The organism is Streptomyces aculeolatus, assembly GCF_020400605.1.
GTDB lineage: Bacteria > Actinomycetota > Actinomycetes > Streptomycetales > Streptomycetaceae > Streptomyces > Streptomyces aculeolatus.
In genome coordinates, this window is record NZ_JAINRD010000035.1 from 1 (window position 1) to 14,951 (window position 14,951).

Annotated in this window: 9 protein-coding genes; 7 read left to right on the top strand and 2 right to left on the bottom strand. The window is 74.5% G+C overall.

Annotated features, from left to right (window positions below; translation table 11 throughout):
* Both LG396_RS36165 and LG396_RS36170 read right to left on the bottom strand, forming a co-directional pair.
* On the bottom strand, window positions 1–998 hold a 998-nt coding region (locus LG396_RS36165), incomplete at its 3' end, for a TAXI family TRAP transporter solute-binding subunit (RefSeq protein WP_225797959.1).
* Window positions 999–1,120: 122 nt separating this feature from the next.
* The gene (locus LG396_RS36170; protein WP_027766603.1) at window positions 1,121–2,302 is read right to left on the bottom strand and encodes a trypsin-like serine peptidase; all 1,182 of its coding nucleotides are present in this window, start codon (window positions 2,300–2,302) and stop codon (window positions 1,121–1,123) included.
* A 366-nt stretch (window positions 2,303–2,668) separates the two neighbouring features.
* On the opposite strand from LG396_RS36170, the gene LG396_RS36175 reads away from it, so the two are divergent.
* The 7 genes from LG396_RS36175 to hflX all read left to right on the top strand — a co-directional run bounded on the left by LG396_RS36175 (window position 2,669) and on the right by hflX (window position 14,902).
* Complete coding sequence (locus LG396_RS36175; RefSeq protein WP_225797960.1) at window positions 2,669–4,624, top strand: IucA/IucC family protein; 1,956 nt, start codon at window positions 2,669–2,671, stop codon at window positions 4,622–4,624.
* A 40-nt stretch (window positions 4,625–4,664) separates the two neighbouring features.
* Window positions 4,665–5,411, top strand: a complete 747-nt coding sequence (locus LG396_RS36180) for a GNAT family N-acetyltransferase (protein WP_225797961.1) — start codon at window positions 4,665–4,667, stop codon at window positions 5,409–5,411.
* A 21-nt stretch (window positions 5,412–5,432) separates the two neighbouring features.
* Complete coding sequence (locus LG396_RS36185) at window positions 5,433–7,244, top strand: IucA/IucC family protein (protein WP_225797962.1); 1,812 nt, start codon at window positions 5,433–5,435, stop codon at window positions 7,242–7,244.
* Window positions 7,245–7,284: 40 nt separating this feature from the next.
* Window positions 7,285–9,339 carry an ATP-dependent DNA helicase gene (locus tag LG396_RS36190; RefSeq protein ID WP_225797963.1) on the top strand — a complete coding sequence of 685 codons (2,055 nt, stop codon included), beginning with the start codon at window positions 7,285–7,287 and terminating at the stop codon, window positions 9,337–9,339.
* Between the two features lie 97 nt (window positions 9,340–9,436).
* Window positions 9,437–11,644: a RelA/SpoT family protein gene (locus tag LG396_RS36195; protein ID WP_225797964.1), complete on the top strand. Its 2,208-nt coding sequence runs from the start codon at window positions 9,437–9,439 to the stop codon at window positions 11,642–11,644.
* A gap of 57 nt (window positions 11,645–11,701) precedes the next feature.
* Window positions 11,702–13,180, top strand: coding sequence for a M1 family metallopeptidase (locus tag LG396_RS36200; protein WP_225797965.1), 1,479 nt, complete (start codon window positions 11,702–11,704; stop codon window positions 13,178–13,180).
* Between the two features lie 225 nt (window positions 13,181–13,405).
* Window positions 13,406–14,902, top strand: a complete 1,497-nt coding sequence (gene hflX / locus LG396_RS36205) for a GTPase HflX (RefSeq protein ID WP_026276436.1) — start codon at window positions 13,406–13,408, stop codon at window positions 14,900–14,902.
* The last annotated feature ends 49 nt before the right edge of the window (window positions 14,903–14,951 follow it).

The following is a 14,951-nucleotide window of genomic DNA, read 5'->3' on the forward strand; positions in this document are numbered from 1 at the left end:
GGCTTCTCCTGCCGGTAGTAGCGCGCCGCGCCCTCGTGCAGCTCCAGCGGGTCGGTGAAGACCGCCGTGCGCAGGTCGACCCGCTGTGCCGCGTGCACCACGCGGCCGATCCGGTCCCGGTCCCGTATCACCGTGCCGGTCACGCTCTCCGTCAGCCGCGGGTCCTCCCGGTCGGTGGTGACCAGCAGGTTCGCCACCGCCAGCGTCGGCACGGCGGTGTCGCGCTGGACCGTGGGGTAGGCGTCGGGCGGCATCACCGCGGCCCGGTAGTAGCGGGCCAGCTCGCCCTGGGCGTGGAGAGAGCCGAGGAGGTCGCCGAGCGGTACGAGTTCGATCTCGGTCTGCTGCGCCAGTCGCTGGACGGCTTCCGTGGGCAGGCCGCCGGACCAGAAGAAGGCGTCGATCTCCCCGTCGCGGAGCAGCTCCGGCATCGAGTCGAGGCCCTCGCGCACCGCCGTCACGTCCTCGTCGAAGTCGAGTCCCGCCGCGGACAGCAGCCGGCGGGTGATCAGCTGGACGCCGGAGCCGTCCTCGCCGACGCCGACCTTCAGGTCGCGCAGGTCGGACGGGTGCCGTACGGGCGAGTCGCGCAGGACGACGAGCTGGACGTAGTCGTCGTAGAGCCGGGCCACCGCCCGCAGCCCCTGCCAGCCGGGCAGCCGGTCGCGGCGGTACGTGGCCACGGAGTCGGCGGTGGCGACGGCGAAGTCGGCGCGGCCCGTGGTGACCTTCCGCAGGTTGTCGAGGGAGCCCTGGCTGCTGTGCAGCCGGACGTCGAGGCCCGGCTCGTCCCGGGCGAGCCCTTCGCGCAGCAGGCGGCCGTACTCGGCGTAGACGCCGGAGCGCACGCCCGTGGCGAAGACCACCTTCCCCTCCGGGCGGCCGTCGCCGCCCAGCGGCAGCAGCCACCACAGGAGCAGGCCGAGCGCGGCCGCCGTCGCCACGGCGGCCTGCAGCACGCGGCGCCTGCCGGGGCGGCGCAGAGCGGAGAGGACCACGCGGCGATCCTGCCAAACCGGAGCCCGGAACGGCCAGCGCGCCGGACTCCCGGCGGGAGCCCGGCGCGCTGTCGGCCAGGGGTGCGGCGGGCGCCTTCACGTCCGCCGCACGGTACGGGCGGCTAGCCGCCGCTCACCTCGTCGAAGACCCCCTCGGCCTCCTTGTCGAGGCGCGGTCCGGCCAGCCAGGTCGCCTGCAGCGGGCCGATGGACGTGACCGACACGAGCTGCTCCTCGCCGTCGTTCGACGCGGTCCAGCCGCCGCCGGAGGCGCCGGCGGTCATGGTGCAGCCGATGCGGTACATCGTGGGCTGCGACGCCTGGATCGACAGCCGGCCCGGCGCGTCGGTGCAGGAGTACAGGCGCCCGCCGTCGTACGGCGCCGCCGCCGGGTAGCCGGTGGCGGTCAGGTCGCCGACGTCCTTCACGGCCGGGGCGCCGAACCACACGGGCACCGCGGCGCCGACCGTCTCCTCCAGGGACTGCCCGCCGCCGTCCTTCGGCTGGACCTTCATCACGGCGAAGTCGTACGGGGCGCCCACGCCGCCCTGCGACATGCCCTCGGAGATCCACTCGTCGGTGGTACGGGCCTCCTCGGCCCAGAACGTGCCCTTGGGCGCGATGTCGGCCTCGGTGGCCTGCTCGGCCTCGAGCTCGGCGACGGTCTTGCCCTCGGGGTTGAAGGACGGGACGAAGATGATGTTGCGCCACCAGCCGCCTTCGGAGCCCTTGTGCACGCAGTGGCCGGCGGTGGCCACCAGGTTGGACTTGCCCGGGTTGGCCGGGTCGGCGACCACGGTGCCGGAGCAGACCATGGGGCCTTCGGGGGTGTCGAAGAAGATCTTCCCCGCGGCGGGCTGCGACTCGTCGTACGGCGTGGCCGCCTCCGTCGCCTCGACGGGCGCCGGCTCGGGGTCGGTGACGCCCTGGTCCTCGGACACGTCGTCCTCGTCGACCCGGTTGGGCGGCTGCTCGGCGTCCCACATCCGGTCGGGGTCCCACAGGTCCTCGATGATCGGGTTGATGAACTCGCGCGCGTCGCGCAGCCAGTCCTCCTTGGCCCAGTCCTCCCAGCCGCCGTCCCTCCACTTGTCGAGGTCGAGGTTCTTCAGGGCGTCCGGGATCCCCTCGGGGAGCGCCAGATCCTTCTCGGGCGCCTGCGACTCCTGCTGTTGCTGCTTGTCGTCGGCGCCGCTGTCGCCGTCGCCGTCCTCGCAGGCGCCAGCGGTCAGTGCCAGCGTGACGGCGAGGGCCGCGGCGGCCAGGGCCTTCCTCGGTATACGACGTTTCCCGTTGGCGGGCATGGATCGAATCCCCCAGTTTGATTACGCAGGTGCCCCGGCGGGACACGAGCCCCCACTATGCCGGTGCCGTTGTTGACGGCCGCACCGGGCCCCGTGGTTCCACGGCACCCAAGGATCTTGGCCGCGGCCGTGTTCCCGCAGCGGGTGGGTCGTTGGTAGGGCGGGGGATGCGGACCCGTATCCGGTGCGAGGGGGTGGGGCTGTGCCCGCGGCTCGCGAAGCGGTCGTGCACGCGCGCGTCTGCCGTACGCGCCGCCCGCCCGGCGCCGCCCCCGGAGCACCCGGTCCGCCCTCCCCCGCCCCCGGCCCCTTCGTGCGGCAGGGGGGCGCTCGTCCCGTACGCGACCCATCCCGAGGTGCACGTCTGTGAACGCGAAGCCCGCCGGCGACGAACTCCCCGCCGGCAGCGGCCGGCCCCCGGTGCGCCGGCGGCTTGCCCGGCTCATCGAGCCCGCCGTGCCCCGCCAGTACCGGCGGGGCGCCGAGGGCGCCGGGCAGCCCGAGCCCGACCCGCTGGAGCACCGGGACGCCGGGGCCGCCGCCGACGCGGCAGCCGCCGAGAACCTGCTGCGCTGCTGGGTGCGGGAACAGGGCGTGGCGGAGCCGGAGAACGGCACGCTGCGGCTGCTGCTGCCCGCCAGCGGGGCGTGCCTGCGCGTCCCGGTGCGGTACTGGTCGGCGTCCGGCTGGCACCGCTTCGGGCGGCCCGTGCTGCACGGCGCCCCCAAGGACGCGCCGCCGGTCGACGCCGTGACCCTGGCGTCGCTGCTGAGCCGGGAGGCCGCGTACGCCGCCGCACGGGCCGCCGAGGCGGACGGCACGCGCGCGTCTGCCGCGTCCGGTCCTTCGGGCGGCGGCGCCGACCTCGTCGGCCGGGTCGCCGACTCGGTACGCCACACGGCCGTGTTCCTCGCCGCCCGCCGCACCGGCTCCCCGCCCGCGACCGCGGACCCGTTCCTGACCGGCGAGCAGTCCCTGCTCCTCGGCCATCCGCTGCACCCGACGCCCAAGAGCCGCGAGGGCCTGTCGGAGGCCGAGGCGCGGCGCTACTCACCGGAGCTGCGCGGCAGTTTCCCGCTGCACTGGCTGGCCGTCCACGACAGCGTCCTGGCCTGCGACTCTGCGTGGACCGAGCGCGGCAAGGGCGTGCCCGCGCGTGAGCTGGCCGCGCGGCTGGCAGGCCCCGGGCTGCGGGTGCCGCCGGGCTGCACGCCGCTGCCCGTGCACCCGTGGCAGGTCCGCGAGGTCCGCGAACGCCCCGGCGCCGCGGCGCTGTTCGACGCCGGTCTGCTGCGCGACCTGGGAGCGCACGGCGATCCCTGGCACCCGACCGCATCGGTGCGGACGCTGTACCGCCCCGGTGCGCCCGCGATGCTGAAGCTCTCCCTGGGCGTCCGCATCACCAACTCCCGGCGCGAGAACCTCCGCAAGGAGCTGCACCGCGGCACTGAGGTGCACCGTCTGCTGCGCTCCGGCCTCGGCAAGGAGTGGCAGGCGTCGTTCCCCGGCGGCTTCCCTGGCGCGCCGGGCTTCGACGTCGTACGGGATCCGGCGTGGCTGGCCGTCGACAGCGCGGGCGGCGAGCCCGTCGCGGGTCTGGACGCGGTCGTACGGCACCAGCCCTTCGCGGCGCAGGACGACGCCGTGTGCATCGCGGCGCTGACGTCCCCTGTGCCGCAGCCGCCGAAGGGCACGATGCGCTCGCGCCTCCAGGAGGTCGTCGAGCGGCTGGCCGGCGCCACGGGGCAGCGGACGGCGGCGGTGGCCGCGGAGTGGTTCCTGCGCTACCTGGAGGTGGTCGTACGGCCCGTGATGTGGCTGGACTCCGAGGCGGGCGTGGCCCTTGAGGCGCACCAGCAGAACACCGTGCTGCTCCTCGACTCCGACGGCTGGCCGGCCGGCGGGCGGTACCGGGACAACCAGGGGTACTACTTCCGCGAGTCCCGCCGCACCGAGCTGGAGCGCCGGCTGCCGGGCCTGGGCGCGGCCAGTGACACCTTCGTCCCGGACGACGTCACCGACGAGCGCTTCGCCTACTACGTGGGCGTCAACAACGTCCTCGGCCTCGTCGGCGCCTTCGGCGCCGCGGGTCTGGTCGACGAGCGCGTGCTGCTCGCCGCCTTCCGGCGGTTCCTGGAGCAGTCCGCCGCGGGCGCGGGCCCCGGCCGGGGCCGCTGCGCGCTGGCCGAACGGCTGCTCAGCGGCGGGACGCTGCGCTGCAAGGCCAATCTGCTGACCCGGGTGCACGGCCTGGACGAGCTGGTCGGCCCGGTGGACACGCAGTCGGTGTACGTCACCGTCCCCAACCCGCTGATCTCCTGACCGCCCCTCGACTCCCTTCCGTACGACGAGAAGAGGACCCGTGCCACCCGATCCCCCGCCCCCCACGAGGCCCCCGGAGCTGCTCCCCGACGACACCATCGACTTCGGCGCCGGCCTCGCCCGGCTCCTCGGGGGCACCGCCCGGCCCGCCGTGCCGTACGACATCTCTTGCTGGACGCCCGCCGGAACGCGGGCCGGCCCGTTCCGCCTGGAGCCGATCGACCCGGCCGGGCCCGAGCGCGAGATGGCGCTGCTGCACCGCTGGATGAACGATCCCTCCGTGGCCGCCTTCTGGAAGCTCGCGGGTCCCGTGGAGGTCACCGCACGGCATGTGCGCGCGCAGCTCGAAGCGGGGCACAGTGTGCCCTGCTTCGGCGTCCTGGACGGCATGCGGATGAGCTACTGGGAGGTCTACCGCGCGGACCGCGATCCCCTCGCCGGGTACTACCGCGCCCGCCCGTACGACACGGGTGTCCATCTGCTCCTGGGCGGCGGCGACCGCGGCCGGGGGCTGGGCTCCCTGCTGATCCGCGCGGTCAGCGACCTCGTGTTCGACAACTGCGCGCCGTGCGGGCGCGTGCTCGCGGAGCCGGACGTGCACAACGTGCCGTCCGTCGCCGCCTTTCTGAACGCCGGTTTCCTTTTCCAGGAGGAGCTGGCCCTTCCCGACAAGCGGGCGGCGCTGATGGTGCGTGAGCGCGCGCTGCGCGACAGTGGCGACGGGCCCGCCCCGCCGCCGGGAACGCCCGCGAAACCGCCAGAGCCGCCGCGGCCCGACCTGCCGTAGGACGGAGAGGAGCCAACGCCCTTGACCGACGCAGCGAGTACCACCCGCAGAACCGACTGGGACCTGGCCGCCCGCCGGCTGCTCGCCAAGATGCTGGGCGAGTTCGCCTACGAGGGCATAGTCGTCCCCGAACCCGACCGGGAACCCGGGCAGGGTCCCGGGCGCCGTCCGGGCCCCGCGGCCGGCGGCCGGCGCCCCTACCGCCTCCCCGTCACCGACGACGTGACCTACCGCTTCGCCGCCCGCCGCGGCCCGTACGGCCACTGGCGCGTAGACCCCGCCTCCCTGACGCCCGACGGCGACCCGCTGCGCTTCCTCGCCCTCGCCCACGACGGGCTCCTGCGGCTGGCCGGCGACACCACGGGGCACCTGATCCGCGAACTGACCGCCACCCTCGCCGCCGACGTCCGCCTCGCCCGCGGTGCCCCGTCGGCCGCCCGCCTCGCCGGCCTCGGCTACGCCGAACTGGAGGGCCACCAGACGGGCCACCCGTGGCTGGTGGCCAACAAGGGACGCATCGGCTTCTCCGCCGCCGACGCCGCCGCGTACGCCCCCGAGGCCCGCGTTCCGCGGCGGCTGCCGTGGCTGGCGGTGCACCGCTCGCTCGCCGAGTACCGCGGCGTGCCCGCCCTCGACCGCCCCGAGGCGCTGTACGCGCAGGAGCTGTCTGCCGCCACGCGCGCGGTGTTCGCCGACGCGGTCGTCGCGGCGGGCCGCGACCCGGACGAGTACCTGTGGCTGCCCGTGCACCCGTGGCAGTGGGACGAGACCGTCGCCACGCTCTACGCGCCGCAGGTCGCCGCCGGTCTCGTGATCCCGCTGCCGGCCGAAGGAGGGCCGCAGGACATGTGGCTGCCGCAGCAGTCGGTGCGTACGTTCCTCAATCTGAGCCGCCCGCCGGCGCGTTCGGTCAAGCTGCCGCTGTCCGTGCTCAACACCCTGGTCTGGCGCGGCCTGCCCACCGAGCGCACCCTCGCGGCACCCGCCGTGACCAGCTGGGTGCACGGCCTGCGGGACGGCGACCCGTACCTCGCCGGGGAGACGCGCGTCGTGCTGCTGGGCGAGACGGCGAGCGTGACGGTGCGCCATCCGCTCTACGACTCCCTGCCGGGCGTCCCGTACCAGTACCGCGAGCTGCTGGGCTGCATCTGGCGGGAGCCCATCGGCCCGCTGCTGGACCCCGGGGAGCGGGCCAGGACGCTGGCGGCCCTGCTGTGGACGGACGCCGACGGGCGCTCGCTGACCGCCGAGCTGGTGCGCCGCTCGGGGCTCGCGCCCCGGGCGTGGCTGGCGCGGCTCTTCGCCGCCCTGCTGCCGCCGCTGCTGCACTTCCTGTACCGCTACGGCACCGTCTTCTCGCCGCACGGCGAGAACGCCGTCGTGGTCTTCGACGGCGCGGACGTGCCGGTGCGGCTGGCGGTGAAGGACTTCGTCGACGACGTCAACGTCAGCTCCAAGCCGCTGCCCGAGCACGCCGGGATGCCGGAGGAGGTGCGCCGCACGCTGCTGACGGAACCGCCGGAGTTCCTGCCGCAGTTCATCCACTCCGGGCTGTTCATCGGCGTCTTCCGCTATCTGGCGCCGCTGTGCGCGGACGAACTGGGAGTGCCGGAGGCGGAGTTCTTCGGGCTCGTACGGGCCGAGATCCTCTGCTACCAGCGGCGGTTCCCGGAGCTGGCGGAGCGCTTCGCGCTCTTCGACCTGCTGGTGCCGCGGATCGACCGGCTCTGCCTGAACCGCAACCGGCTCTACCTCGACGGGTACCGCGACCGGGACCGGCGCCCGCACGCCGCCGTCGACGGCACCGTGCCCAATCCCCTTCACTCGACGTGACGGCCGTCACTGTCAGTGCCGCCCCTTAGGGTTGCGAGCCATGGCAGACCAGAACGTCCTCGCGCCCGACGACGGCGCCGGCACATCCGCGCACGACGGCCCCGACGACCGCAGCGAGCTGCGCGAGCTGCTCCATGCGGCCGTGGCCGCCGTCGGCGGCGTCGAGCGGGAGGGCCAGGTGGCGATGGCCGAGGCGGTCGCGGAGGCGATCGCGGACGGCTCGCACCTGCTGGCGCAGGCCGGGACGGGGACGGGCAAGTCGCTGGGCTATCTGGTGCCGGCCCTGGCGCACGGCGAGCGGGTCGTGATCGCGACGGCGACGCTGGCGCTGCAGCGGCAGCTCGTCGAGCGCGATCTGCCGCGCACGGTGGAGGCGCTGCACCCGCAGCTGCGCCGCCGCCCCCAGTTCGCGACGCTGAAGGGCCGGTCGAACTACCTGTGCCTGCACCGGGTGCACGAGGGCGTGCCGCAGGACGACCCGGACCTGGGCGCCGGCCTCTTCGACCCGTTCGAGAGCGCGTCATCGCAGCCGTCGAGCAAGCTCGGCCAGGACCTGCTGCGGCTGCGTGACTGGGCGGACGAGACGGAGAGCGGCGATCGGGACTCGCTGACGCCCGGGGTCTCGGACCGCGCCTGGTCGCAGGTGTCGGTGTCGGCCCGGGAGTGCCTGGGCGCGGCGCGCTGCGCGTACGGCCCCGAGTGCTTCGCGGAGGCGGCGCGGGAGCGGGCGAAGCTGGCGGAGGTGGTGGTCACGAACCACGCGCTGCTGGCCATCGACGCCCTGGAGGGCGCCCCGGTGCTGCCGTCGCACGAGGTGCTGATCGTCGACGAGGCGCACGAGCTGGTCTCCCGGGTCACGGGGGTGGCCACCGGGGAGTTGACCCCGGGGCGGGTCAACCGCGCGGTGCGCCTTTCGGCGAAGCTGGTCGACGAGAAGGCGGCGGACGCCCTCCAGGCGGCGGCGGAGAGCTTCGAGCGGCTGATGGAGCTGGCGCTGCCGGGCCGGCTGGAGCCGGTGCCGGAGGACCTGGGGTACGCGCTGCTGGCGCTGCGGGACGCCGCGCGCACGGTCATCTCCGCGCTGGGCAAGACGCGGGACTCGTCCGTGCAGGACGAGGACGTGGTGCGCCGTCTCGCGCTGGCCTCGGTGGAGAACGTGCAGGAGGTCGCCGAGCGGATCACGCAGGGCTCGGAGTTCGACGTGGTGTGGTTCGAGCGGCACGACAGGTTCGGGGCGTCGCTGCGGGTGGCGCCGCTGTCGGTGTCGGGGCTGGTGCGCGAGAAGGTCTTCAGCGACCGCTCGGTGACGCTCACGTCGGCGACTCTCAAGCTGGGCGGCGACTTCGCGGGGATCGGCGCCTCGCTGGGGCTGCCGCGGGAGGGCGGCGGCGAGGAGGGCGCCCCGGTCTGGAAGGGCCTCGACGTCGGCTCCCCCTTCGAGTACCGCAAGCAGGGCATCCTGTACGTCGCCAAGCATCTGGAGCGGCCCGGCCGGGACGGCACCCGCCAGGACATGCTCGACGAGCTGGCGGAGCTGGTGGAGGCGGCCGGCGGGCGCACGCTCGGGCTGTTCTCCTCGAAGCGGGCCGCCGAGGCGGCCGCCACGGAGCTGCGCGGCCGGCTCGACGTCCCCGTGCTGCTGCAGGGCGAGGAGACGCTCGGCGAGCTGATCAAGCGCTTCGCGGCGGACGAGGCGACGTGCCTGTTCGGCAGTCTGTCGCTGTGGCAGGGCGTCGATGTGCCGGGCGCCGGCTGCCAGTTGGTGGTCATGGACCGCATCCCGTTCCCGCGCCCCGACGACCCGCTGGCCACCGCCCGGCAGGAGGCGGTGGAGAAGGCGGGGGGCAACGGGTTCATGGCGGTCGCGGCGACGCACGCGGCGCTGCTGATGGCGCAGGGCGCCGGCCGGCTCGTACGCGCCACGGGCGACCGCGGGGTCGTCGCGGTGCTCGACCCGCGGCTGGCGACGGCCCGTTACGGCAGCTATCTCCGGGCCTCCATGCCGGACTTCTGGTATACGACCGACCGCAACCAGGCGCGTCGTTCCCTGGCGGCCATCGACACGGCGGCGCGCTCCGATCGCTCGAATGGGTGATCTGGACCACGCTGGGCGAGAGCCGTACGGCACTGCGTGATGGGCTCGGTAGCATCAAGTACCGGCACGGGAGCCGGTGAGCTGCCGGAGGTGCCGATTGAGCGCAGAGGTCCACAGTCCGGGCAATCCGGCGGGCGGCGCCCGCCGACGCGGCAGGGCCCGCATCGATCTCCGCCGGCTGGGCCGCGTGGCCCTGCTGGGCGGCGCCTCGTCGCGGGACGGCCTGCCGCACGCCCTGGAGCATGTGGCCAAGGCGCACCGCGGGTTCCATCCCGACGCCGACATCCCCACGCTGCGTACGGCGTACCTGCTCGCCGAGGACGCGCACCGGGGCCAGACGCGCAAGAGCGGCGACCCGTACATCACGCACCCGCTGGCAGTCACCCTGATCCTCGCCGAACTCGGCGCCGAGACCACGACGTTGACCGCCTCGCTGCTCCACGACACCGTCGAGGACACCGAGGTGACGCTCGATCAGGTCCGGACGGGCTTCGGCGAGGAGGTGGCGTACCTCGTCGACGGCGTGACCAAGCTGGAGAAGGTCGACTACGGCGCCGCCGCCGAGCCCGAGACGTTCCGCAAGATGCTGGTGGCGACCGGCAGCGACGTACGGGTGATGTCGATCAAGCTCGCGGACCGGCTGCACAACATGCGCACGCTGGGCGTGATGCGCCGGGAGAAACAGGTGCGCATCGCGCGGGTCACCCACGACGTGCTGATCCCGCTGGCCGAGCGGCTCGGCGTGCAGGCGATCAAGACCGAGCTGGAGGACCTGGTCTTCGCCGTCCTGCATCCCGAGGACTACGCGCGCAGCCGTGAGTTGCTGCTCGCCAACGCGGGCCGGCCGGACCCGCTGGAGGAGACCGCGGCCGAGATGCGCGAGATCCTGCACGCCGCGGGGATCACCGCCGAAGTGGCCATCCGGCCGCGGCACATCCTGTCCGTGCACCGGGTGCTGAAGAAGCGCGGCGAGCTGCGCGGGACGGACTTCGGCCGGCTGCTGGTGCTCGTGCCGGAGGCGGCGGACTGCTATGCGGTGCTGGGCGAGTTGCACACGTGTTTCAAGCCGGTGCCCGCCGAGTTCAAGGACTTCATCGCGGTACCGAAGTTCAACCTCTACCAGTCGCTGCACACGGCCGTCGCCGACCAGCGCGGGTACGTCGTCGAGACGCTGGTGCGCAGCCGGCAGATGCACCGTGTCGCCGAGGCCGGGGTGGTGGCGCTGGCCAGCCCGCTGGCGCGGCCCGCCGCCGGCCAGGTGGGCGACTGGCTGAAGCGGCTGCTGGAGTGGCAGCGCGCCACACCGGACCCCGACGCCTTCTGGTCCGCCTTACGCGAAGACCTCGCCCCCGACCAGGAGATCACCGTCTTCACCGACCCGGGCGGGCCGCTGGTGCTGCCCGCGGGGGCCAGTTGTGTGGACGCGGCGTACGCGCGGCACGGCGAGACGGCGCACACGCTGGTGGGCGCGCGCGTCAACGGGCGGCTCGCCGGCCTCGGGACGCGGCTGCGGGACGGCGACGCGCTGACGCTGCTGCTGGCGCCGGAGGCGACGGGGCCGGCACCGGAGTGGCTGGACCACGCGCAGACGCCCGCGGCGCGGATCGCGATCACGCGCTGGCTGGGGGACCATCCGGCTTCGCAGCCCGCCGACGCGGCGCTCCCCGTCCCGGCCGAGTACGTCCCGACGGCCGCCGCACCGCCCGAGTCCCCGGCCGCGCCCGGCTCCACCGCGGCCGACGAGCCGCCCGGCGCCGCCGACGAGCAGCCCGGTGTCCCGGCCGGCGGCATCCCGCGCGCCGCCGAACCCGCCGTCGCCGAGCTGCCGGACGCCACGCCCCGCCTCGCCCGCTGCTGTACGCCCGTACCCCCCGACGCCGTCACCGGCTTCGTCATCCGCGGCGGCGCGGTCGTCGCCGTGCACCGGGCGCAGTGCGCCACCGTGGCCAGGATGGCCGCCGCCGGCCGCCGCGAGCTGCGCGTCCACTGGCGTACGGGCGAGGGCGCGCCGCGCCACGACCTGCGGGTGACGCTCAAGGCGGAGGCGTTCGTACGGGCGCACCTGCTGGCCGACCTCACCGAGGCCATCGCCGCCGAGGGCGTCGCCATCGTCGCCGCCGACGTCGAGCCGCCGCGCGAGCAGCGCGTCCGGCACACGTACACGCTGCAGCTCCCCGACCCGGCGGAGCTGCCGGGACTGATGCGCGCGATGCGCCGGGTGCCCGGGGTGTACGACGTCTCCCGCGCCCAGCACCCCGCGGCCGCCGACGGGCAGGCGCCCGGCCTGCGCGCCCGCACTCGTTAGAGTGCACCGCTGCCGCGTCGGCGGCGCGCGGCGGTCGCCCGCTGATAGCGGTAGCGCATGCTCCGCTCCGTCCGCCTGCGCAGCCCGCTGCGCCACGCCCTGCTCGCCGCCACCGTCCTCGCCACCCTGGCCGCCGCGCCGGGCGCACCAGCAGCGCAGGACGCCGCGCCGCCGCCCCGCCCGGCCGGTATCGGCGACCCGCTCTTCCCGCACCTCGGCAACCCCGGCTACGACGTCCTGGGCTACGACATCTCCCTCACGTACCCCGGCCGCAACGACGCCCCCCTGGCCGCCCGCACCGTGATCACCGCCCGCGTGACCGACCGGCTCCCCCGGATCAACCTCGACTTCACCCACGGCACCGTCCGCGACGTCACCGTCAACGGCCGCCCCGCCGCCCATGCAGGCGCCGGCGAGGACCTCGTCGTCACCCCCGGCCGCACCCTGCACCCGGGCGAGCCCCTGCGCATCGCCGTACGGCACACCAGCGACCCCCGCGGCCACGGCGGCGGCTGGATCCGCACCAGGGACGGCCTGGCGATGGCCAACCAGGCCGACGCCGCCCACCGCGTCTTCCCCGGCAACGACCACCCCGCCGACAAGGCCCGCTTCACCTTCCGCGTCACCGCCCCGAAGGACCTCATGGTCGTCGCCAACGGCCTGCGCCTGGCCCGCGAGCGCGCCAGCGCCCGCACCACGTGGACGTACCGCACCGCGCACCCCATGGCCACCGAGCTGGCCCAGGTGTCCATCGGCCGCTCCGCCGTGCTGCGCGGCACCGGCCCGCACGGGCTGCCGCTGCGCCACGTCGTCCCCGAGCGCGACCGGCGCGCCGTCCGCCCCGTCGTCGACCGCACCTCCGCGCAGATCGAGTGGATGGAGGGGTACGTGGGCCGCTATCCGCTGGAGTCGTACGGCGTGCTGTCCGTGGACGCGCCGCTGAACTTCGCGCTGGAGACGCAGACCCTCTCCGTCTTCGGCCGCGACTTCCTCAAGGCCGTGGAGACGCATCCGAAGCGCGCCGAGGGCATTCTCGTGCACGAGCTGGCGCACCAGTGGTTCGGCAACAGCGTGACGCCGCGCAGGTGGTCGGATCTGTGGCTGAACGAGGGCCATGCGACCTGGTACGAGGCGCTGTTCACCGACGAGCGGCACGACCGCGGCAGCCTGGTGCGCCGGATGCGCGCGGCGTACGAGCAGTCCGACGCCTGGCGCAAGGACGGCGGCCCGCCGGCGGCGCCGCGGCAGCCGGACGAGGGCCGGCTGGAGCTGTTCCGCCCGGTGGTCTACGACGGCAGCGCGCTGGTGCTGTACGCGCTGCGCCAGGAGATCGGCGCGGCGGCGTTCGGGAAGCTGGAGCGGGCGTGGGTGACGCGCCACCGGGACGGCACGGCGGGCACCGCGGACTTCGTCGCGCTCGCCTCCGAGGTCGCCGGCCGCGACCTGGAGGGCTTCCTGCACGCCTGGCTGTACGAGGAGCGCACCCCGCCGATGCCGGGGCACCCCCGCTGGAAGCCGGCGAAGCCGGCGCGCTGACCCTCCGGCCCCGCAACCCTCCGGTGCGCCCGGTGCGCCCGGCGGGGCCTTGCGGGCCGTAGCGGGGCTCTGGGCGTACCGGGCCTCGGGGGGCGTAAAGCGGGTGACGCCCGTGCGGCAGCGTGCGACCATCGTGATGCCACGACGCCCGCCGTGCGGGGAATCCTCCCGGTCTGCAGCGCGTTGTCGTGAAGGCAGACAACCGATCTCACAGACAAGGATCCGATGACTTCTCCTACCCACCTTCCCCAGGACGACCAGCGTCTCCCGGAAGGCCTGCGTGCCGACGCCCTCATGGAAGCCGAAGCCGCGTGGAGTCCCGGATCCGACGCAGGCCGTGACGGCGACCAGTTCGACCGCGAGGACCGGGCGGCCCTGCGCCGCGTGGCCGGTCTGTCGACCGAGCTGGAGGACGTCACCGAGGTCGAGTACCGGCAGCTCCGGCTGGAGCGGGTCGTGCTCGTCGGCGTGTGGACCTCCGGTACGGCCCGGGAGGCCGAGAACTCGCTGGCGGAGCTGGCCGCGCTCGCCGAGACGGCCGGCGCGGTCGTGCTCGACGGCGTGGTACAGCGCCGCGACAAGCCCGACCCCGCGACGTACATCGGCTCCGGCAAGGCGCTGGAGCTGCGCGACATCGTGGTCGAGACCGCGGCCGACACGGTCGTCTGCGACGGTGAGCTGAGCCCCGGCCAGCTCATCCACCTCGAGGACGTCGTCAAGGTCAAGGTCGTGGACCGTACCGCGCTGATCCTCGACATCTTCGCCCAGCACGCCAAGTCCCGCGAGGGCAAGGCGCAGGTCGCGCTCGCGCAGATGCAGTACATGCTGCCGCGGCTGCGCGGCTGGGGGCAGTCGCTGTCCCGGCAGATGGGCGGCGGCGGCTCGGGCTCGGCGGGCGGCGGCATGGCCACCCGCGGTCCCGGTGAGACGAAGATCGAGACGGACCGGCGGCGCATCCGCGAGAAGATGGCGAAGCTCCGCCGGGAGATCGCCGACATGAAGACCGGCCGGGACGTGAAGCGGCAGGAGCGCAAGCGGCACAAGGTGCCGTCGGCGGCCATCGCCGGTTACACGAACGCGGGCAAGTCCTCCCTGCTCAACCGGCTCACGGGCGCGGGCGTGCTGGTGGAGAACGCACTGTTCGCCACCCTCGACCCGACGGTACGCAGGGCGGAGACGCCCAGCGGGCGGCTGTACACGCTGGCGGACACCGTCGGTTTCGTACGGCACCTGCCGCACCACCTCGTCGAGGCGTTCCGCTCCACGATGGAGGAGGTCGGCGACGCCGACCTGATCCTGCACGTGGTCGACGGCTCCCACCCGGCGCCGGAGGAGCAGCTCGTCAGCGTGCGCGAGGTGATCCGCGACGTGGGTGCGACGTCCGTGCCCGAGATCGTGGTGATCAACAAGGCGGACATCGCCGATCCGGACGTGCTGCGCCGGCTGCTGCGCATCGAGCCGCGGGCGATCGCGGTCTCGGCCGCGACCGGCGAGGGCATGGAGGAGCTGAAGGCGCTCATCGACGTGGAGCTGCCGCGGCCGCAGGTCGAGATCGAGGCCGTCGTGCCGTACACGAAGGGCGCGCTGGTCTCGCGCGTGCACAACGAGGGCGAGGTGCTCTCCGAGGAGCACATCGCCGCGGGCACGCTGCTCAAGGCCCTGGTCCACGAGGAACTGGCCGCGGAGCTGAGGCAGTACGCCCCCGCGGGACAGGCCGACTGAGGCGGTCGCCGAAGTCGTAGACTGACGGACGGGCCGCCCCGGGGCGGCC